General features: G+C 52.5%; 17 protein-coding genes. 6 read left to right on the top strand and 11 right to left on the bottom strand.

Annotation, left to right across the window (positions count from 1 at the left end; all coding sequences use genetic code 11):
* Nucleotides 1-129: 129 nt before the first annotated feature.
* Entirely contained in the window at nt 130-1,092 is a 963-nt protein-coding gene (locus AC23NW_RS16855) for a fasciclin domain-containing protein (RefSeq protein ID WP_487450800.1), read from the bottom strand.
* Nucleotides 1,093-1,230: 138 nt separating this feature from the next.
* Here AC23NW_RS16855 and AC23NW_RS16850 point away from each other — a divergent pair, with 138 nt between their 5' ends.
* A complete protein-coding gene (locus AC23NW_RS16850; protein WP_487450799.1) occupies nt 1,231-1,731 on the top strand; it encodes a peptide deformylase in 501 nt (166 codons plus the stop codon).
* On the opposite strand, the gene AC23NW_RS16845 is transcribed toward AC23NW_RS16850, so the two are convergent.
* Together AC23NW_RS16845 and AC23NW_RS16840 are read right to left on the bottom strand one after the other, a co-directional pair.
* A complete protein-coding gene (locus tag AC23NW_RS16845; protein ID WP_487450798.1) occupies nt 1,728-2,174 on the bottom strand; it encodes a (4Fe-4S)-binding protein in 447 nt (148 codons plus the stop codon). The genes AC23NW_RS16850 and AC23NW_RS16845 overlap by 4 nt on opposite strands.
* Before the next feature lie 117 nt (nt 2,175-2,291).
* Nucleotides 2,292-3,080 (bottom strand): DUF3050 domain-containing protein, encoded by a 789-nt coding sequence (locus tag AC23NW_RS16840; RefSeq protein WP_487450797.1) that lies wholly within the window; start codon nt 3,078-3,080, stop codon nt 2,292-2,294.
* 180 nt (nt 3,081-3,260) lie between these two features.
* On the opposite strand from AC23NW_RS16840, the gene AC23NW_RS16835 reads away from it, so the two are divergent.
* Together AC23NW_RS16835 and AC23NW_RS16830 are read left to right on the top strand one after the other, a co-directional pair.
* The gene (locus AC23NW_RS16835) at nt 3,261-3,965 is read left to right on the top strand and encodes a hypothetical protein (protein ID WP_487450796.1); all 705 of its coding nucleotides are present in this window, start codon (nt 3,261-3,263) and stop codon (nt 3,963-3,965) included.
* Nucleotides 3,952-5,607, top strand: coding sequence for a S8 family peptidase (locus tag AC23NW_RS16830; protein WP_487450795.1), 1,656 nt, complete (start codon nt 3,952-3,954; stop codon nt 5,605-5,607). Before AC23NW_RS16835 ends, AC23NW_RS16830 begins: the two co-directional genes overlap by 14 nt.
* A gap of 3 nt (nt 5,608-5,610) precedes the next feature.
* On the opposite strand, the gene AC23NW_RS16825 is transcribed toward AC23NW_RS16830, so the two are convergent.
* The 4 genes from AC23NW_RS16825 to AC23NW_RS16810 are packed head-to-tail and all read right to left on the bottom strand — an operon-like array spanning nt 5,611 to nt 8,069.
* On the bottom strand, nt 5,611-6,177 hold the full coding sequence (locus tag AC23NW_RS16825) for a pentapeptide repeat-containing protein (RefSeq protein WP_487450794.1): 567 nt from the start codon (nt 6,175-6,177) through the stop codon (nt 5,611-5,613).
* A gap of 18 nt (nt 6,178-6,195) precedes the next feature.
* On the bottom strand, nt 6,196-7,173 hold the full coding sequence (locus AC23NW_RS16820; RefSeq protein ID WP_487450793.1) for a winged helix-turn-helix domain-containing protein: 978 nt from the start codon (nt 7,171-7,173) through the stop codon (nt 6,196-6,198).
* A 60-nt stretch (nt 7,174-7,233) separates the two neighbouring features.
* The gene (locus AC23NW_RS16815; RefSeq protein WP_487450792.1) at nt 7,234-7,659 is read right to left on the bottom strand and encodes a hypothetical protein; all 426 of its coding nucleotides are present in this window, start codon (nt 7,657-7,659) and stop codon (nt 7,234-7,236) included.
* On the bottom strand, nt 7,656-8,069 hold the full coding sequence (locus tag AC23NW_RS16810) for a hypothetical protein (protein WP_293836103.1): 414 nt from the start codon (nt 8,067-8,069) through the stop codon (nt 7,656-7,658). The genes AC23NW_RS16815 and AC23NW_RS16810 overlap by 4 nt, the downstream gene beginning before the upstream one ends.
* 114 nt (nt 8,070-8,183) lie before the next feature.
* Here AC23NW_RS16810 and AC23NW_RS16805 point away from each other — a divergent pair, with 114 nt between their 5' ends.
* The gene (locus AC23NW_RS16805) at nt 8,184-8,714 is read left to right on the top strand and encodes an O-acetyl-ADP-ribose deacetylase (RefSeq protein ID WP_293836101.1); all 531 of its coding nucleotides are present in this window, start codon (nt 8,184-8,186) and stop codon (nt 8,712-8,714) included.
* On the opposite strand, the gene AC23NW_RS16800 is transcribed toward AC23NW_RS16805, so the two are convergent.
* Together AC23NW_RS16800 and AC23NW_RS16795 are read right to left on the bottom strand one after the other, a co-directional pair.
* On the bottom strand, nt 8,711-9,127 hold the full coding sequence (locus tag AC23NW_RS16800) for a hypothetical protein (RefSeq protein WP_487450791.1): 417 nt from the start codon (nt 9,125-9,127) through the stop codon (nt 8,711-8,713). The two genes, AC23NW_RS16805 and AC23NW_RS16800, sit on opposite strands and share 4 nt — an antisense overlap.
* A gap of 82 nt (nt 9,128-9,209) precedes the next feature.
* Nucleotides 9,210-9,746 carry an NUDIX hydrolase gene (locus tag AC23NW_RS16795; RefSeq protein WP_293836098.1) on the bottom strand — a complete coding sequence of 179 codons (537 nt, stop codon included), beginning with the start codon at nt 9,744-9,746 and terminating at the stop codon, nt 9,210-9,212.
* 143 nt (nt 9,747-9,889) lie between these two features.
* Between AC23NW_RS16795 and AC23NW_RS16790 the strand changes: the two genes are divergently transcribed.
* Entirely contained in the window at nt 9,890-10,783 is an 894-nt protein-coding gene (locus tag AC23NW_RS16790; protein WP_487450790.1) for a DUF2911 domain-containing protein, read from the top strand.
* A gap of 52 nt (nt 10,784-10,835) precedes the next feature.
* Here the strand turns inward: AC23NW_RS16790 and AC23NW_RS16785 are convergent, their stop codons facing one another.
* Nucleotides 10,836-12,518, bottom strand: a complete 1,683-nt coding sequence (locus AC23NW_RS16785; protein ID WP_487450789.1) for a sodium:solute symporter family protein — start codon at nt 12,516-12,518, stop codon at nt 10,836-10,838.
* Nucleotides 12,519-12,852: 334 nt separating this feature from the next.
* Here AC23NW_RS16785 and AC23NW_RS16780 point away from each other — a divergent pair, with 334 nt between their 5' ends.
* Complete coding sequence (locus tag AC23NW_RS16780) at nt 12,853-13,641, top strand: SDR family NAD(P)-dependent oxidoreductase (RefSeq protein WP_487450788.1); 789 nt, start codon at nt 12,853-12,855, stop codon at nt 13,639-13,641.
* A 48-nt stretch (nt 13,642-13,689) separates the two neighbouring features.
* On the opposite strand, the gene AC23NW_RS16775 is transcribed toward AC23NW_RS16780, so the two are convergent.
* Nucleotides 13,690-14,034 (bottom strand): hypothetical protein, encoded by a 345-nt coding sequence (locus tag AC23NW_RS16775; RefSeq protein WP_487450787.1) that lies wholly within the window; start codon nt 14,032-14,034, stop codon nt 13,690-13,692.
* Nucleotides 14,035-14,131 lie beyond the last annotated feature (97 nt).

Below are 14,131 nucleotides of genomic sequence, written 5' to 3'. Positions count from 1 at the left end.
TCACGTAATCATGTCAAGACAATAACAATCCTGATTCCAGCGGCAAAACAACCGAAAACCCGGCAAAAAACAAGCGGTTGCCAGGCCCATAGCCTAACAACCGCAAGAAAACATAGCTATTGTTTCGGGTTACTGTGCCGGTAACAATACACGGTCGATTACGTGAATGACACCGTTTGTTGCCACTACGTTTGCCATCGTCACATTAGCAGCGGTTCCGTTGTTGCCGGCGCCAAGAATTGTCACAGCATTAGCTCCGACATTAACCGTAGCAGTACCTGATTGCAGGGTCGTAACCGTACCGCTTGTCAGGTTGGTTGAGAACACACGGCCGGGTACTGCGTGATAAGTCAGAATTGTTGTCAGTTGTGCCGGTGTTGCCTGCTGAATCGCAGCCGCATCCAGACCGGCAGCCAGAAACGCAGCATTTGTCGGTGCAAAAACCGTTACGGCTGCCGTTGAGCTGCTCAGCGCTGTCAATAACCCCGTACCTGCCCGAGTGGCTGCTGCCGCCAGTAAACTAAAATTTTGCGGCTGGCTGGTGATTACCTGCACCAGGTTACCGGTTGGCGGCATCAATACTTTATCAATAACATGAACGACACCGTTTGAAGCCATTACGTCAGCCTGCGTTACACGGGCACCGTTTACCGAAACGCCGGAGTTGTCTTTCGTCACGTAAAGCGTACCATTATTCGTCAGCAATGAGTTGACTGCTGCGTTATTACCAAAATTAATTGCTGACGATTCTACCTTTGATCCCACAACGTGATATTGCAGAATATTCCGGAGTGTGGTATCGGCCACGGCATTAATGGCGGCTGCATCTGCAAAACCAGCTGCCTGAAACGCCGCATCAGTTGGCGCAAATACAGTCAGTGTACCCGATTGAAGGGCGGTTCCCAAACCCGCCCGCTGAACAGCAGCCCGCAGGATGGTAAAATCAGCGTTGGTGTTAACAATGTCGGTAATGGACTGCGAGGTCATCGTTGGCTCGTCATCTTTCGAACAACTTACTGTCGCAAAGGCAATAGCACTTAGTAAGGTCCATGCAAAGGCACGGAATCGGTACAGGCTTTTTGAAGTTTTCATTAAATTAATCCGTAAAAACGTTGAACAAATAATTCACTCTCCGGCTACTTGCCGGAATGTCAGTTTGAACGGCATGTTTATTTTATTTGTTTACACTTTTTTCAATAATAGCTATATAAATTTTCTTATCAATTCATAATGAAGCACTTATCCGATCTTGTTTTACTGGGAGACCCGCGTCTGTATGAAGTCTGCACGCCGGTTACGGAAGCAGAATTACCGGAAGTAGCCCGAATTGTGGCCGATCTGCATCAGGTACTTATGGAGTTCAGGGAGGTATATAACGCCGGACGGGCCATTGCGGCTCCGCAACTGGGGTACATGAAACGGGTTGTCTATATGCACATCGACAAACCCGTTGTTTTTATTAATCCTGTGTTTTCAGATGAAAGTGCGGAATTATTCGAGCTATGGGATGACTGCATGAGTTTCCCCAACCTGCTGGTCAAAGTACGCCGCCACCGCAGCGTGACCATCAATTACATGGATGAACACTGGCAGCCCCGGTCATGGACGCTCACGGATGACCTGTCGGAACTGTTACAGCACGAAGTCGACCACCTCGACGGAATTCTGTGCACCATGCGGGCAATCGACGAAAAGTCCTTTTCCTGGCGGCCGACCCCAACGCCGGTTTAGGCGCTGAAGCCGATTTTTACGTGAGTACCGTCGCAGTAGGGTTTGTTGGCGCTGCCTCCGCACCGGCAGAATGCCGTAACCTCGGTGCAGCGGGTTTCGTTGCCATCGGTGTTTTTAACCAGCAGATTGCCATATACCAGTAACGGGCCGTTGGCCAGCGGCTCAATGATATTTTCAATCGTCACTTCCGGTGTATCGGCTTCCGGCTGGCTCGTTTCATTACGGTAGTAGGTCAGGGCTTTCGACGGGCAGCGGTCTACCTGTTCGATAATGCGGTCGGTCGTACTTCCGTCCATGTGCACCCACGGCCGGTCTTTCGGGTTAAAAACGGTGCGGAGCTCGGTCCAGCAGCGCTTTGAATGAATGCAGGTGGCTGGTTTCCAGACCACCGTAATTTCTCCGTTTGTGTATTCCTTTACGATTTCAGGTTGTTGCTCGTTCATAACGTCCCGTCGGTTTTCGTGTATCGTGACTTACCGGGTCAGGCGGGTCAAACGCAAAAAAACACCCCGCTGCCAGCCAGCGGGGTAAACTTAAGGGAATCTTTCGTAAGGTGCAATCTAAACCCCTACACTGACACGCTCTACGACCGCATCCCAAAGTGTAATGCGTTTTTCCAGCGCTTTGATGGTCCACTCAGCGGCTTCCTGCCACTTTGCTTCGTCGTCGCCGCACAGTTCCTCTACCATCTGCATGGCCAGGTGACTGTGGTGGTCGCCGTCAAGCTCAATGTGGCGTTCAAGGTAAAAACGGAAGGTACCAAGCATAGCCTGGTGCGTTTCGTCGAGCTGCCGGACAATTTCAATAAACATCGACGGAATCAGGTCTTCGCGGCCAAATGTAAAGGCGGCGGCAATAATATGCGGCTTGCCGGTGGCGATGATGGCAAAGGTAAACAACACAAAGTCGCGTACGCCATCGGGTAAAGCCTGTAGCGCCAATGCGTCCTGTACTGTTTTTCCGGACTGAATATCGGCCAGCAGTTTCTGAATGGGCGCCGTGTCGGCTTCCATCTGCGCCATCGCTTCCAGATAAAGCTCGTAGTGGCTCATCCGCCGTGGTGCTCCGCCATTGAGGGCCGGAGCTTCATCGCTCTCCTCGCCGGCTACGATTTCATTGATCAGGTATCGTACCTGTCCTGACCCGACCGGCACCCAGGGTACCGATACACACGTCAGTTTAGCTTGTAACGCCTTCAGCAGGGACATAAAATCCCATACGGCAAACGCGTGGTATTTGGCAAACTCCCGTAAACCGTCCAGATCGTGTACGGCCGAATAAACAGGGTGATGTATCAGTTTCTCCCGTACAGGAGCCAGCGAATCAACTAGCTTCGTCAAATTATTCATACAACAACGTGGGTTATTCTCACCTTTGATGTACGGTTTGTTCAGGAAAAAAGTTTTACATCCGGGAAAAGTAATTCTATTGACTTGGCAATGCGCCATCTGGCCGGGCGGTGATTTACCGGCCAGACAATGACCAACCACCGGCCCCGTCGTCTTTATGGCATCATGCCTTCAATGACGATGAAAACAACCCGCTACCCTATCCTGATGACGATCCTGCTGTTACTTTCCGTCTGGAGTATCCATGCATGCCGTACGGAGCCAACAGCTGCCTATCCGGCGGATGCTGCTTACTTCCCGCTGGAAACCGGCCGCGTTGCCGACTACCTCGTTACCGAAGAACGGTATTCGCTGAGCCAGCCTCCGCAGATTACCAGCTATCAGCTCAGAGAACGCACCGGCCAGGCTTACCTGAATGCAACCGGCGAGGTGGCCTACCGCCTGCACCGCTACCGGCGGACGGGTGAAACAGACGTCTGGCAACCCGATTCGCTTTGGTCGGCTTACCGGACCAACGTAAAAGCGTACAGAATTGAACATAGTGTGACCAGATGTGTGCTGGCATTTCCTATCTTTGAAGGCCAGCGGTGGCAGACAGACTTTGCGTATCCACAGCGTAATGCCGCTTTTCTACGCAACATTCACGAATCATTTAACGTATTAGGAAAAACATACCGGCAAACAATAACCGTGGTGGAAACGGGCGATTCAACGCTGGTCGGGCAACACAGGCAGCTAGCCGTTTATGCGCCGGCGATCGGGTTGATTTACCGGCAAAACATACACCTGTCGTTTTGTACCGATACACCGGATTGTCTTGGCCGGCACCAGATTGATTATGGCATCCGACAAACCTTTCAGCTTATCAACTATGGGAAAGAATAAACTACTGTTTTTTTGTTTGTGCCTGATCAGCCTTGCGGCCTCAGCCCAGACCACCGTTTCCCGTAAATACCTTGTTCTGTTAAAAGATAAAACCAACAGTCCGTATGCTGTCAGCCGGCCACAGGAGTTTTTGTCGCAGCGGGCCATTGACCGCCGGACGCGGCAAGGTATTGCCGTTGCCGAACGTGATCTGCCCGTCAATCCGTCGTATGTAACCCAGTTAAAACAGGCCGGTGCCACAGTCCGGTATACGTCCCGCTGGATGAATGCGGCCCTGATTGAGGCGACCGATGCCGTGCTGACAAAGGTACTTGCCCTGTCGTTTGTCAAAGGCCTTGAGTTTAACCGCTCACTGGCGGGGGCGCAACCGCTCACTGCCGACCCGAATGCGCGGGTAGCGGTCACCAGCAACGCCCAGCAACGGAAAATGGGCACGGCCGCAAATGCACTCCCGTACGGGTTGTCGCGAACCCAGCTGACTCAGATCGGTGTCGATAAAATGCATGCGCAGGGTTATCGGGGCGAAGGCATGCTGATTGCCCTGCTCGACGCCGGCTTCCGGAATGCCAACCGCGTACCGTTTCTGGATAAGCTCTTTGCCGACAACCGCGTGGTGGCCACGAAGGATTTTGTCGAAAATGAACTGAATGTCTACGACGATGATGCCCACGGGCTGCATGTGCTGTCGATTCTGGCCGCTACCTCCGACAGCCTGCTGTATGGGGCCGCCTTTAAGGCCTCTTATGTGCTGATTGAAACGGAGGATGTCCGGTATGAAACCCAGATTGAAGAAGCAAACTGGCTCCTCGGCGCCGAATTTGCCGATAGTACCGGTGCCGATGTCCTGAGCTCTTCCCTGGGCTATACGCAGTTTGACGATTACTCAACCAGCTACACCTATGCGCAGCTGAACGGTAAAACGGCCCTGTCTACCCGCGCGGCGCAGATCGCGTCGGAGACCGGCATGGTCATCGTTGTATCGGCCGGCAATGAAGGAAATGACCCGTGGCGGTACATCAGCGCGCCGTCGGATGCGGCGGGCGTGCTGGCAATCGGTGCCGTAGATGGCTATGGCGCACGGGCCGCCTTCAGCTCGTTCGGGCCGTCGGCCGACGGGCGGGTGAAACCGGACGTGGCCGCTTTCGGGCTCGGGACCATTATCGGCCTCCCGACGGGTGTTATCGGCGCCGGCTCGGGGACCTCCTACTCCGGTCCGCTGGTGGCGGGGCTTGTCGCAGGCTTCTGGCAGGCAAACCCGACGCTGAAGGCCACCGATGTTGTCCGGATCATCCGCGAATCGGGTTCGCAGTATGCAACGCCTGACGCCTCTCTGGGTTACGGCATCCCGAACTTCAGCCGGGCTACACTGCTGGCCCTGCCGGTAGACCGGTTCACGATTGCCCCGAATCCGGTGGGCAGCGACGGAACAATCACCATTTTATGGCCTACACCAGGCAAAACCACCATTGACCTGACCCTGACGGATGCCGCGGGCCGTCCTGTCTGGCGTTCACAGGCTAAACCCGACAGCCGCATGACCATTACGCTGCCGCACCAGGTAATGAGTATGCCAACCGGCATCTATTACCTCTCGTTGCTGAATGGTGATCAGAAACAAACGCTGCGGTTACTGAAACCGTAAGCGCTATTCCTTGATTACCAGATCGTATTTGGTGAGTAGTCCAGGCAGGTTATAGAGTGAGAAACGGGCTTTTTTCAGCTTGTTGTTATCCGGATCAAGGCGCAGGTTATACGATGTCGAGAAGTCGGCCTGCGTCAGGTTGTTTTCGGCAAATTTTGCCAGTTCCAGATTACAGGCCGCGAAAACCGCACTGGTCAGATCACACCGCAGAAAATGCGCTTCCTTAAGCGAGCATTCCTGAAACCGGGCTTTTTTCATGTTCCGGTCCAGAAAAACGGTGTAGTCCAGCTGGCATTCGGTGAAACTGACGCTGAAGCCAAAGACGCTGCACGTTCCGAAATCAACGTGGGTCAGCGAAGACCCGGAAAAGGCTACGTCAAGTAATTTAGTCTGCTTTATCTCTGCCTGTGTCAGGTTGCAGGACTCAAAACGGCAGTTGACAAAATTAGCACCGGAGAGGTTAGCTTTGGTCAGGTCGAGTTTACGGAAGATGCATTGCTCAAAGTCCTGACCGGCCCATAAGGCTGGCAGCTCGTCTGTATGGTCAAAAAGTTGCTGATAGTATTCCATGTGGCCGGAAAAACGGATTCAGGCCGCGAAGTTAGGTAAATCCCCGGTAGAGAACGCCTTCGGGTTCCGGATTTCGAACCGGTACCCAATGCCATGGACCGCTGCAATCCGCAGTGTCGGGTCGGCCTGCAGCAACTTACGCAGACGCGATACAAACACGTCAATGCTCCGCCCGACAACTACACCCTCATCCTGCCAGACCGATTTCAGAATCAGTTCGCGGTCGAGTACCTGTTGTGGATGAGCAATAAACAGCCGCAGGAGTTTGGCCTCACGATACGTCAGTTCATACGGCACATCACCAACTACCAGAACCGGATTCAGCGTGTGTAAACGCGATTCGCCGAAGAACTGCCATTGCGGCTCCTCCGGTCCGGCAGCTGCCTCCGGAACCTGTTCTGCTACCGGAACTGCCGCAGGCATAACCCGTTTTTTACGGTTATAAACCACATAAGCTAACGCGGTCAGTATACCCGCCAGCCCGACGGCATACCCCTTATTGTCTGGTTGTGCGGGGGGATTTAACGGTGTAAACCGCACCTGTATCACGTAACAACCGGCATCCTGCATCCGGCCGGTACACGGGACCGGTTCGTTCGGGCGCGTGTACCGGAACGAATAGCCCAGCTGCAGCTCGCCCTGCTTACAGTCGAATACGGCCACGTCATAATCCGCTTTGATGTTCTGGCGTTTCAGGGATTCAGCCAGAATCGCGGGCAGCTCATCATAATTAAAATTGCGGATCATCCGCAGCTGAAAGGTTTCCTTATCCAGCTGCTTAACCGCTTCGATGCGGGTGGTCTTGTCACCGGCCAGCGTCAGGAGCTGATGGGCCGTCCGGCGCATAGCCAGATTAACCTGTTGTGCAAAAGCCTGCTGCTCCGTAACGGGTATACTGACTCCGGAACCGGCAAACTGCACAAACAGCCCGCCGATGATAAATACGGCAATGATTAGCAGCGTATTCCTGTATGTACTGAATGCCGATGTACTCATACGAACAAAACCTTCCCGAACCGGAATTCCGGTTCGGGAAGGTACAAAGAATTGACGATTTTAACAGCCATCGCCACGTACACCGCGAAACAGCAGCCAGGCAAACATCCGCAGGGTAATGACCTGCCGGTTGATGCGGTCGGTCCGGTATAACGGATCAATAACCAGTTCATCGCCGGGAAGTGCCTTTGCCAGAATCTGGTGAATCGGTACGTTCCGGTATTCAGTTTTATCGCTCATACCGCCTTCGGTAATCACGACACCTTTCCGGCGCAGGTACACACGAAAGGGCACTTGTTTACCCTTTTCAGAGCTATTGCCCTGATCAACAAGGGTCATAACGCCGCGCGAAAGCAGGGTGAAGTTACTGTAATCCAGCGGGTAGCCGTTCAACTGAATCGAATTACTAAAAAAGCTGGCCGATTGCGCCATGGCGGCGGCAGATATAGTCAGAAAGAGTGCGAAAGTAAGAACAGTCGTTTTCATTGTACCAGGATTTCGTTATGAGGTAAAGCGTATGTTTCGTCAGTTGTCATCAGGATAATGGCATCCCCTTTTTTGCAGCGGGCCAGTATTTTTTCAACCGGCATCTTTTTCACAGCATCCCCTGAAAAGCTAAGCAGGGTTTTCGTATCCTTATCGCGGATAGCGACCCGGAAGGCAATCGGCTCAACGGCTTTGGCATAATTCCGGCCCAGATCAACAGTCTGTACCGAGAGGTCGCCGGTGGCATTCATCCGTACCGAACATTTACCCGATGGCGTATACTCATTCACAATCATGCCCGAGCCCAGAAAGGCAGCCGCGCAATGCTGAAACCGGTTTGTATCGGGACTACTGTTCAAACTGGCCAGATAATAAAGAGCCAGGGAGAAAAAATACGTTACTGTGTTCATGTTGTTGTATGATTTTCGTGAGACAGCAAATGTATCTTCCCGCTTTCTGAATGGGGGTAAACAATTGTAAAAGTTTGTAAAACCGCTCGTAAAAGTTATTAATTATCTCATTATATGCTGATTAACAAAACCCGTCTGACCGTTATTACCGGCGATATTACCAACGTCCATGCCGATGCGATTGTGAATGCGGCTAACTCAAGCCTGTTGGGCGGGGGTGGTGTAGACGGTGCCATTCACCGCGCGGCAGGCCCCGAACTGCTGCACGAATGCCGGTTGCTGCACGGCTGTAAAACCGGCGACGCTAAACTAACCAAAGGCTACCGGTTACCGGCCGCCTATGTCATCCACACGGTCGGTCCGGTCTGGCGCGGCGGGCATCACGAGGAGTCAAAACTGCTGGCAGGCTGCTATTACCGGTCGCTGGCAATCGCGTCAGAAAAGGCACTGGAGACGGTAGCCTTTCCGGGCATCAGTACCGGCATTTACGGCTATCCAAAAGAAAAAGCCTGCGATGTCGCTATTTCGACCGTCACAGGCTTTCTGCAAAATGATACTTCGCTGACCGAAGTCATCTTTGTTTGCTTTGATGAAGAATCGTTCCGGCTGTATAATGACCGGATCAATCCCGAAACCATTGTTTAATTTCCGCCGTCGGCCGGCACCGGTTCGTTTGACTGCCTTTCGGCTTTCTTCTTCCGGTCCGCAAACTGAGTAGCCATTGCTGCTTTGTAGTTGCGGTTTATTTCCCGTTCCGGCTTCACCTCAAAGGCAAGCTGCGGCGTCGGCTGTTGGGTAATGATGGTGGCCGGCTTCTTGTAATCACCGGTTACGACCTCCCGTCCGGCAAAATCCGAGGTTCTGACACTCGGACTTTGTTCCCATTTACGGGCAACCTGCGCTTTGTTCGGGTGCTTGTAGTTATGCGTTGAGTAAGTAACATCACGCTTCAGTTTTGCGTCCTGCGATAGGGCCGGCCCTGCTGCGATCAGTCCCAGAATCAATGCATACAACAGCCCCCGCCGGTCAGACGACGTGTTGCTGATGACATGATTCATATTTTCTATGGTTTTGTTGTACAGCGTGCAAAAGCACGTTTATACAATATTAACCATAAAAACAGCTACTATACTTATAGTTTTAGTTATTTTTCTTACGAATCATGCGTAAAATGGACTCCGAATCTGTAAAATCAGCCATAACGTCAACTTTCACCCACTGGATATCATTGGTTTCTTCGGAGTGTTCAAAGGCTTCATCCGGGTTTGCTTCGAGCAGGAACCGGATGTCGTAGTGCAGGTGTGCAGGTATCTCCCCTTTCGCCGGTATCGGGTGCACATCGATGTCAAAAATGTCCGGCGACACCAGCCGGATTGACCGCAGGCCGGTTTCTTCTTCTGCTTCTTTCATGGCCACGGCTGCCACATCCGGATCGCCGTCGCAGTGACCACCCGGCTGAAACCAGCGGTCCAGTTTCCGGTGATGAATCAGCACGGCCTGACTACGGTCGGGCGAGACAATCCAGGCCGAGCCTGTAACATGCCCGATGAGCAGGGAGCGTTCAAAGCAATCCGGCTGTTGTTCCACAAACGACAGGGTCTCCTGCCACATAGCCCGTTCATTTTCGTCAAACGGCTCATATTGACGCAGCAGCGTCAGCAATGGTTCGCGATGCATGAGTTTTACGTACGAACCCGGAGACTCCGTTAACAAGCCGTTAACAAAAACACAATGGTCAAAAGTCTATCGGGTATATTTTTTCTGGGTAAAAAGCCGCAATTTCGCCCCCACATTTAACAATCCCTAAACAACCAGCTCCAATGCGTAAAGTTATCCTGAACGCGGTTGCCCTGTGCCTTGTCGCGCAACTGGCTACTGCTCAGATCCGTCTCCCTCAGCCAAGCCCCGGCGCAACGATTATCCAGACCGTCGGTACTACTGATTTTACGGTGAAATATTCGCGCCCGAGCCTGAAAGGCCGGACACCGTTTACCGGTTCATTTGTACCCGCCGGCAAAGTATGGCGCACAGGCGCCAACGGGGCGACAACGTTCCAGGCAACAACTGACGTTGTGGTAGAAGGCCAGAAACTGGCCGCCGGTACGTACTCGATCATGTCGATCCCGAATGCCAGCGAGTGGACCATCATCTTCAACAAGAACCTGAGCGTAACGGAAGACAGCTACAAGCAGGAAGAAGACGCCCTGCGCGTAAACGTGAAGCCAACGACCGGCAGCAACCACGAGACGTTCACTATCAGCTTCAGCGACCTGACCGACAGCACGGCCAATATGAACATTATGTTTGGTCCGGCGAAAGCAACGGCGAAAATGTACGTTGATGTAAACGCCAACGCAGCCGCAAACGTGATGAAGGCCGTTGCCGATAAACCGGAAGACGCAGCCGTATTACAGGCGGCCGCCAACTATAACCTGTCGAAAGGCACTAAACTCGACCAGGCACTGGCATGGGCAGATAAGTCAATCGGGCTGAAAGAAACGTACCGTAACCTGTGGATTAAGTCGCAGATTCTGGCGAAAATGGGAAAATTCACAGAAGCACTGCCTATTGCACAGAAAGCGCTGAGCATCGGCGAAAGCACCAACGACGGCGCATTCCCGTTCTTCAAAGACGCCATTGCTAAAGCCGTAACGGAGTATCAGGCAAAGCTTCCTGCACCGACGGCACTCAAAGGCAAACCAAAGAAAAAATAATTGATAGGTATACGTGAAAACGCCCCGGCTAATGGCCGGGGCGTTTTTTTATTCAGGAGCGGAACACCCGCTGGAGTAACCAGGCAATGCCCATGACCAGCACACAGCCAATGACATTCAGCCACAGGAAGGCGGTCAGGTCAATCATATAGCAGTAGACAACCAGAATTTCGCCGATAATGGCCGCCCAGAAGGTTGCCTTGCCGCCGATTCCTTTCATGTAAAAGGCTACGACGAAAATCCCGAGGATAACGCCGTAGAACAGGGAGCCAAGGATATTTACCGCCTCAATCATACTGCCGAATCGGTTGGCAAACTGCGCGACAATAATACAGAAGATACCCCAGCCGACGGTTGCCCATTTAGAGGCACTGAGGTAATGCCGGTCATCGCCGGTGGTATGCATCCGGCGTTTATAAATGTCAATGATTGAGGTAGATGCCAGTGAATTATACGCCGCTGCGATTGACCCCATTGATGCACTGAAAATGACCGCGATTAATAAGCCGATCAGGCCGTGGGGCAGATAATCGAGCACAAACCGCAGAAAGACGTAGTTGACATCGCTGGTATCGGCCGCCGGGTTATTCTTTTTGATCAGGTCAACCACGCCGGCTTTTATTTCCTTCATGGCCACGTCGGTCTCCTCCATACTCTTTTTGGCTTCAGCCACGGCTTCGTCGTTATCCGCATCCATAGCCGATTCCAGCATCACCACATTTTTCTGCCGTTCCTTAGCCAGTAACTGATGCCGGATTTCGAGCAGCTGGTATTGCGTGGCATACTGGCTGTTTTTCAGCTTATCGGTTTCCTGCTTGTTAAAGAAGATCGGCGACTCATGGAACTGGTAGTAGCTGAACACCAGTACCCCAACCAGCAGAATCAGAAATTGCATCGGCACTTTCAGCAGACCATTCATCAGCAGACCCAGACGGCTTTGCCCGACCGACTGCCCGGTCAGATAGCGCCCTACCTGCGACTGGTCGGTCCCGAAGTAAGACAGCTGGAGAAAAAAGCCCCCGATCAGTCCCGACCACACATTGTAGCGGCTGTTGGGATCAAATTTAAGGTCGATCAGGTTCATCCTGCCCGCCTTGCCGGCAACCTTCAGGGCATCGGTAAAGCCGACGCTTTCCGGCAGCAGGTGTACGGTCATGTAGCCTGCCAGCCCCATCGCCAGGGTCACGATAAGCATTTGCTGAATGTGCGTGTAGGAAATGGCTTTTGTGCCGCCCGTAACGGTGTAGATCAGTACCAAACCGCCCATAATGAGGTTCGTCCAGTAGATGTTCCAGCCTAAAATGGTCGAGAGGATGATAGCCGGTGCATAAATCGAAAGCCCCGTCGATAGCCCCCTTTGCAGTAGAAACAGCAGTGACGTCAGAATCCGGACACGGCCATCGAAGCGTTCCTCAAGGTATTCATAAGCGGTAAAGACCCGAAGCCGGTGAAACATCGGCACAAAGGTTACTGACAGCACCACCATGGCCAGCGGCAATCCGAAGTAGAACTGCACAAACCGCATGCCGTCGGCATAGCCCTGCCCGGGGGCAGACAAAAACGTGACGGCACTGGCCTGCGTAGCCATCACCGACAGGCACACGTGGTACCAGGGTAACGACTGTCCGGCCAGCAGATAATCGTCCATATTGCGGTTTCCGCGGCTCCGGTACAGGCCGTAAAAGATAATACTGGCTAATGTTACGATAAGTATGCCCCAATCCAGTCCGCTCATGAAAAGCTAATCATTAGGTAGTAAAACAAAACGATTTCAACAAGAAGCGCCCCGATAACGATGGCATATAGTTGTTTCCAGGAGCTGACGAAGGGAGGCAGATCAGGTATTTTTCCGTTCATAAAGGGCTAGTGTAGGCACATGGCCAGGTTGAATTGACGAAATTAGGTAAAATTTCAGGTATCAACTTCTATACCAACTATCCGCCGGCCGCTTTATTGCCGGTTATTTTGTTAACAGAATTGTTAATGCTCTATCTGCTATCGGGATTAGCCGCTCTTCTTTGAATTCGCCGATTTATATGATAGTTTGCAGGTAAACGCATTCCCCTTACATGGAAACACAACCCTTGACATCACCCGAAAAAAAGATGTTTGATTTAACCGGAAAAGTGGCTGTTATCACGGGCGCCAGCAAAGGCATCGGCGAGGATATGGCCCGCACGTTTGCGCAGTTCGGTGCGAAAGTGGTCGTCAGCAGCCGCAAGCAGGACGCCTGCGATGCCCTGGCCGCCGACATTATGGCTCACGGCGGCGAAGCAACCGGTATTGCCGCCCATGTCGGCGATATGGATCAGCTGAAAGCGCTCGTCGACAAAACCGTTGCGGTTTACGGCGGTATCGACATTCTGGTCAACAACGCCGCTTCGAACCCCGTTTTCGGTCCATCGCTCGACTGCGACGGATCAGCGTTCGACAAAATCATGCAGGCCAATGTAAAAGCTCCGTTTGAACTGAGTAAGCTGGTATACCCGATTATGAAACAGCGCGGCGGCGGCAGCATCATCATGATGAGCAGCATTGCCGGGCACACCCCTGATCCGGGCCTCGGTATGTACAGCGTCAGCAAGGCGTCCCTCAATATGCTGACGAAGGTTCTGGCGAAGGAATGGGGCGCCGACGGTATCCGCGTCAATGCGATCTGTCCGGGACTGATCAAAACGAAGTTTTCGCAGGCGCTCTGGCAGGACGACAGGATTCTGAGCCATTTTACGAAACGGCTGCCGATCGCACGGATGGGTACCACCGACGAAATCAGCCCGCTGGCCCTGTTTCTGGCCTCCGGAGCCTCATCCTACTGCACCGGCAGCTTGTTCTATGCCGATGGCGGGACGGTGATTTAAGGCAACCTCGTATGTGTGTCGGCCGGTTATGTACTGGCCGACAATATGTTAATTGCTGATCAGCAAGCGGGCATTATCCCTGAAAATGAGTTGACTTTCCGGATTATACCTGACAATTCCGGATGTTGAGCGGAAGTTTGTCGGAATCGTTACTTTGTGTTTTAGCCATACCCGTTCTCCCTTTTTGGGTAAACGTTTTACCGACCATACTGCCGGATTTGTCCATTCGCCGTCTCTGATCGTAAATATTTCCAGTGGTCCCTGATACTCAGAAGCCCCCATATCCAGGCTCCCGTTGATGAATCTAGGGTTACCTGCATAATCTGTAATCCCGACAAGTGCGGTGCTTGTTTCCGGATTAGCCGTATCAATTGCTTCGGATCCTTTTTTCAACTTTACAGAACTAATTGACTCAACAGGGCTTTCTCATAAAACCCTATGCATGGTCATAAATTCGATTAGTGAGTTAAAATCATCCGCAAACTGATCG

It is taken from the genome of Arsenicibacter sp. R0_47, from assembly GCF_057652235.1.
Note: the sequence above shows the minus strand (reverse complement) of the source record. Positions and strands in the feature narration are given on the sequence as shown.